This window comes from Protofrankia sp. Cas8 (assembly GCF_963555845.1).
GTDB lineage: Bacteria > Actinomycetota > Actinomycetes > Frankiales > Frankiaceae > Protofrankia.
Genome location: NZ_CAUVXI010000271.1, coordinates 1 through 6,147, shown reverse-complemented (window position 1 = coordinate 6,147; position 6,147 = coordinate 1). Strand labels below are relative to the sequence as shown.

Genomic DNA, 6,147 nt, shown 5'->3' with positions numbered 1-6,147 from the left:
GGGGGTGGTCGGGGCCGAGGACCCGCAGCCGGTCGGCGAGCAGCGCCTCGTACGCGGCGGCGGCGCCACCCGGATCCCCCGCCTGCCCCCGCCACCGGGCCAGGTTGTGCCGGGTGTTCAGGGTGTCGGGGTGGTCGTCGCCGAGGACCCGCAGATAGTCGGCGAGCAGCGCCTCCGTCGCGGCGGCGGCGCCGCCCGGATCCCCCGCCTTCCCCCGCAAGTAGGCCAGGTTGTTCCGGGTGTTCAGGGTGTCGGGGTGGTCGGGGCCGAGTCGGTGGGCGGCGGCCGCGTGCAGGTGGCGGTAGTGGTCGGCGGCGGCGGTGACGAGGCCGGCGTCGCTGCGACTGCGGCCGGCCCGGAAGAGCACGGCATGTCCGTCGGGCTGCCACAGCGCGTCGGGAATGTAGCCGTACAGCGTGTCGGTGTTGGCGCGTAGGGCCTGGGCCAGGTCGGTGTCACGTTCCACCTCCGGCCAGGCTGCCAGCAGCGCGTCGCCGGCGGCGCGGGCGAGGGTGTGTTGCCGGGCGGGGGGCAGCGGTTCGCGGACGGCGCGCTGGATCAGCTGGTGGACGCGGACAGCCTGGTGCGGGCTGGCTGGGGTGTAGTCGATGAGGCTGAGCTGGTGTAGACAGGCGAGCGCGTCACGGGCGTCGTCCGCGTCGACTGGGCGGGGACCAACGGCGGTTTGACCGGCGGGGACGCGATGGTCGGTCAGGTAGGCCCGCGCTGGGACGCTGGTGAGGACGGCTTCGGGGATCCCGTTGGGATCCAGGACTGCGGCAAGCGTGAGCAGCGGGCCGGCGAGACCGGTGGGACGGCACTGGTTCGCTCGCTCGATCGACAGGGACCAGGCGGCGGCCACGGCGACGGGGTAGCCGTCGGGCCGGCTGTGCGGGGCCAGATCGGCCAGGGTCCGAGTACGGTCGGCGAGCCGGCCGCGGTAGGCCGCACAGTCCAGATGACGCGAGTCGACGATGTAGGCGACCGCTTGGGCCAGCGCGAGCGGCAGGTACCCCAGGTCGGCGGCGAGCCCGGCGATCTCAGCGGGCTCCCCGGGCAGGCTGTGGCCGGCGAGGGCCGCGGTGAGGTACGCGGCGGCCTCATCCGGGGTGAACAGACCCACGTCGATCCGGCGGCGGCGATCATCGGTCAGGGCGGCGTCCTGGCGGCGGGTCGTGACCAGCACCCGCCCGCCCGGCCGGTCCGGGGGCCACAACCCGGCCAGGTCGTCCGGGTCGGCGAGGTCGTCGAGGACGATCAGCCACCGCTGGTCGGTGGCCGCCAGCCACGCCAGCAGCGTGTCCGCGGCCGCCGCCGGATCGCCGCGGTCGGCACCTGCGACCTCGGCCGCGGCGGTCGCGTAGGTGGTCTGGATCGCGTCCCGGCTGGCCGCGGTCACCCACATCAGGAGATCCACCGACCCCGCGGACCAGACCTGGTGGGCGTAGTCGGCGGCGAGCTGGGTCTTACCGACCCCACCCATCCCGGCCAGCACCTGGCACAGCACCGCCGTCCCCCCGCCGCCGACCGCCTCCTGCAGCAGATCGACCGCGGCCCGGTGTTGGAAGCGGGCCGCCCGCCGAGGCACCACGCCCACCTGACGCGGCGGCGCGGATTCCTCCCCAACTCTTGTGCCTGTGTCCCCACGGGGCCGGCTGCCGGTGGTCTTTTCCAGGTCGCGGTGCCGCTCATGGACAGCGACCAGCTCCCGGATCTCGGCCAGGGCAAACGCGGCGGCGCCCTCGTTGGCGGCGCAGGCCCGCACCCACCGTTCGATCTTCTCGTCCGGCGGCGGGTTGGCGATCTTGGCGTTGCGGATCGCGTTGAGCTGGCTGACGCTGTACCCGCACCGCTTGGCGAGCTGCTGATCGGTCAGGCCCGCGCTGCCGCGCAGCCGGCCCAGGATCGCGCAGATCTCCCCGAGCGCGAGGCTCGGTTCGCTCGCCGGCATAGGAACCCCCCGTTCCTGTTCCGGTGCTCTTCCGGTACCGGAACCACCGGACAGTTTGCCCTAGCGGCTTACCGGGCCGGTCGTTCCGGTCATGTTCCGGCACAAACGAAACACCTGTACGCGTGCTCCACCGTCAGGACTGTCGCCGATCCGGGCGGCTGGTCTGAAGGAGCGCTGGATGTACGTCGATCCGATGACGGTCAAGATCCTCGTGGTGGCGTTGTGTGTCGCCGCGTCTGTCTGCGTGGCGCTGGTCGCCGGATACCTGGAGCGGCGCGCCGGCGTGCACCCGGCGGCCGCGGTCCTGCGCGGCGGGACCGCGTTCGCCGGCGCCCTCGCGCTGGAGATCCTGGTCCTCACCGCGCTCGGCGCGCTGTGACCCCCGGCGACCTCGGGCGACCAGGCGGGCGGCGTCGCGCGGGGCCTGGTGGTGAAACTGAACATGACCAGCCGCCTCGTCCTGTCCAACCCGGCGCCGCAAACCAGCACGACCGAACTCGACGACGAGACCGGGTCAAACCGTGGGAGGCTACGCCGCGTTCATGATCGGCTGGCGTGTACGGGGCGTGGGGCGGGTGGGATGTCAGTCGGGTTGATTCGGTGGCGGCGCCAGGCGCGGATGTCGTTGTCGGCGGCCTGGTCGGTTTTTTCGGCGTAGAGCAGGGTGGAGCGGATGTCGGCGTGGCCGAGGCGCTGGCGGATGGTCTCGACGGGGACGCCGGCGTTGGAGTTCGGTGGCGTGGGTGTGCCGGAGCTGGTGCAGGGTGATCTTCATGTTGGCGGTGACACCGTAGTTGGTCCAGGCTTCCTCGGCGGTGGCGTAGCGCAGCGGGCCGCCGACCCCGTTCTTGGTGGCGCGGAACAGCGGGCCCTTCGTGTAGCCGGTGGTCCGCAGGTAGCGGCGCAGCAGGAGCAGGAACGTCGGGTCGTCGAGGAGGACGGTGCGGCGGCGGCCGCCTGTGGCGGTGACGGTGAGGTGCTCGTTGTCGCGGTCCAGCTGGAGGTCTTCGGTGTGGGCGCCGAGGGCCTCGGAGGCGCGCAGGCCGGTGGTGGCGATCAGTCCGAACAGGACCCGGTCGCGGAGCCGGTCGGCGGGGATCGCGGCCAGGACGGCCTCGACGCGGGCCGGGTCGACGCCGCGGGGCAGGCGCGGCGGGACGGTGACCCGGTCGAGGCGGGCCGTCGGGTCGGTGGGGATCAGGTCGTGGCGGACCGCCCAGGCGCAGAACGCGGCGAGCGCGGCTTGGCGGCGGGCCCGGGTCGCCTGCGCCAGCCCGGTCAGGGTGGCGAGGAAGCCGCGCAGGGCGGCGACGTCGACCGTTCCGAGGCCGCCGGGGTGGTGGCGGGCGAACGCGGCCAGGTCCCCGCGGTAGCCGCGGACCGTGTGGGGGCTGCGGCCGGCGGTGGTCAGGTCGGTCAGGAAGTCGCGTGCGGGGCCGGCGAGGGGGTGGCCGTCGGGGATCCGTGCCGTCGCCGCCATCGGCCCGCTCCTTCCTGTTCCTGTGATAACTACGGGGTGACGTCTCGCTCCGGTCGGGCGTCCATGCAGCTCAGGAGATCATCCCGGCCGGTTTTCCTGTGACAACGCTCCTTATCGGAGGGACCGGGCGCCCGGCTGGACCGACGACCGCCCGGCGCGGGGGTGCTTAGCGCAGCTGCCACAGCCGCACCGTGCTGTCTTTGCTGCCGCTGGCCAGGATCCGGCCGTCCGGGGAGAACGCCACCGACAACACGGAGTCGGTGTGGCCGGTCAGCGGCTGGCCGAGCGGTACGGGGTGGGTGCGGTCGGTCAGGTCCCACAGCCGCACCGTCTTGGCGTCGCCGCTGCTGGCCAGGATCCGGCCGTCCGGGGAGAACGCCACCGAGTACACGAAGTTGGTATGGCCGGTCAGCGGCTGGCCGAGGGGTACGGGGTGGGTGCGGCCGGTCAGGTCCCACAGCCGCACCGTGCCGTCGTCGCTGCCGCTGGCCAGGATCCGGCCGTCCGGGGAGAACGCCACCGAGCTCACGGGTTCGGTGTGGCCGGTCAGCGGCTGGCCGAGCGGTACGGGGTGGGTGCGGTCGGTCAGGTCCCACAGCCGCACCGTGGCGTCGACGCTGCCGCTGGCCAGGATCCGGCCGTCCGGGGAGAACGCCACCGACCACACGGAGTCGGTGTGGCCGGTCAGCGGCTGGCCGAGCGGTACGGGGTGGGTGCGGTCGGTCAGGTCCCACAGCCGCACCGCGCTGTCGGCGCCGCCGCTGGCCAGGATCCGGCCGTCCGGGGAGAACGCCACCGATTGCACGTACTTGGTGTGGCCGGTCAGCGGCTGGCCGAGCGGTACGGGGTGGGTGCGGCCGGTCAGGTCCCACAGCCGCACCGTGTCGTCGGCGCTGCCGCTGGCCAGGATCCGGCCGTCCGGGGAGAACGCCACCGAGCTCACCCCGCCGGTGTGGCCGGTCAGCGGCTGGCCGAGCGGTACGGGGTGGGTCCGGTCGGTCAGGTCCCACAGCCGCACCGTCTTGTCTTCGCCGCTGCTGGCCAGGATCCGGCCGTCCGGGGAGAACGCCACCGAGTCCACGTAGTTGGTGTGGCCGGTCAGCGGCTGGCCGAGGGGCCGGGGCGAGATAGGTGTCGAGGGGTGGCCCAGTGTGGCGACGGCCAGCGCGGCGGCCGTGATGGCGGCGGCCGTCAGGACGGCGAGCGGGACGGCTATCCGGGGGCGGCGCAGCCGGCGGGGCCAGCGGTGTCGCGGCCGGGGGTGGGAGGGCTGGTCGCCGCCGCGCGGCGACGGTGCTGCCGCGGCCACGCCGACCTCGGTCTTCGCGGTGGCCGACCCCATCGAGCCGGCAGCCGCGTCCGGGTGGGGGCGCGGTCGGCGGGCTGTGTCGGCGGGGCCGGGGTCCGCCGGGCGCGGCGGCGGCGGGTTCGCCGGGGGGTCGGACCGAGGGTCGGCGGGTCGGGTCGGGCCACTGCTTTGGTCGCCGCTTCCGGGCTTGCCCGTCGCCACGTCGGCCGGCGCGGAACCGTTGACCGGCTGGTCCGCCGGGGCGGGTCCGGAAACCTGGGATGTCTGCCCGGACGTCACGTCGATCGTCGGCCGGCTGCCAACGAGGTGGAGTAGCAGGTCCTGGGCGGTCGGCCGGCGGGTGGAGTCCTTGGCCATCGCCTGCTCGACGAGGGTCCGCAGGCCGCCGTCGAGGCCGGTGAAGTCGGGCTGCTCGTTCACAACCCGGTACAAGATGACCGGAGTGGCGCCCTCGCCGTACGGCACCCGGCCGGTGCCGGCGTAGAGCACGACCCCACCCCAGGCGTAGATGTCCGCGGCCGCGGTGACCGGCCGGCCCAGCGCCTGCTCGGGGGCCATGAACGCCGGGGTGCCGATGCCGGCCTGGGTGAGCATCGTGGTCGCGTCCAACGCGCGGGCGATCCCGAAGTCGATCACCCGGGCGCCGGACGAGGACAGCATGATGTTGCCGGGTTTGAGGTCGCGGTGAACCACCCCGGCGGCGTGGATCGCCATCAGCGCCGAGGCGACCGCCACCGCCAGGCGTTCCAGCTCCACGGCGGGCAACGGCCCGCCCCGGCGCACGGCGCCGGACAGGGTGGGCCCGTCGATGAACTCGGTCACCAGATAGGGCCGCCGGCCGACGGTGGAGACGTCGAGGACTTCGGCGGTACAGAACCGGGCGACCCGCTGGGCGGCGTGCGCCTCGCGCAGGAACCTCGCGCGGAACTCGGGCTCACGGGCCAGGTCGCCGCGGATCATCTTCACCGCGACCAGCCGGTCACCGTCGGTGTGACGGGCCAGGTAGACGGTGCCCATCCCGCCGTCCCCGAGCCGCCCGAGCAGCGTGTACGGGCCGAGGCTGGTCGGGTCGTCCTCATCGAGCGGCTCCACAGCCGGCACCGCCACGACGACGCCCCCCGCCTCCGCGTCCGCCCCGCGCTCGACCCCCCCGCGAGCGTCGACGTACCGAGACATCCCCGATGGGACACTATCCCGCGCGAATCAGGCCACCGACGGCCGTTGCGGTCGTGAGCCCGGCACCCAGGAAACGATCACGCTTACCTGCTCAGAGGTAAGCCCTGCCGTGCTGGTTTTCCTGCGACAGGCAGCATTGTCACAGGAACCAGCGCATTCCGGGGCCGCATCAGCCGAGCAGATCGACATCCAGCCGGACGGTCACAGCTGGACCGGGGCGGTCCAGCATCC

General features: G+C 73.7%; 4 protein-coding genes. 1 reads left to right on the top strand and 3 read right to left on the bottom strand.

Translation table 11 applies throughout. The features are described from left to right. On the bottom strand, positions 1-1,951 hold a 1,951-nt coding region (locus tag U9977_RS24910; RefSeq protein ID WP_322751715.1), incomplete at its 3' end, for a helix-turn-helix transcriptional regulator. A 178-nt stretch (positions 1,952-2,129) separates the two neighbouring features. Between U9977_RS24910 and U9977_RS24905 the strand changes: the two genes are divergently transcribed. Next, positions 2,130-2,330 carry a hypothetical protein gene (locus U9977_RS24905; protein WP_322751714.1) on the top strand — a complete coding sequence of 67 codons (201 nt, stop codon included), beginning with the start codon at positions 2,130-2,132 and terminating at the stop codon, positions 2,328-2,330. Positions 2,331-2,534: 204 nt separating this feature from the next. Here U9977_RS24905 and U9977_RS24900 read toward each other — a convergent pair whose 3' ends face one another. Both U9977_RS24900 and U9977_RS24895 read right to left on the bottom strand, forming a co-directional pair. Then, positions 2,535-3,431, bottom strand: a complete 897-nt coding sequence (locus U9977_RS24900; protein WP_322751713.1) for a tyrosine-type recombinase/integrase — start codon at positions 3,429-3,431, stop codon at positions 2,535-2,537. A 166-nt stretch (positions 3,432-3,597) separates the two neighbouring features. Continuing rightward, a complete protein-coding gene (locus U9977_RS24895; protein WP_322751712.1) occupies positions 3,598-5,916 on the bottom strand; it encodes a serine/threonine-protein kinase in 2,319 nt (772 codons plus the stop codon). Between the last annotated feature and the right edge of the window lie 231 nt (positions 5,917-6,147).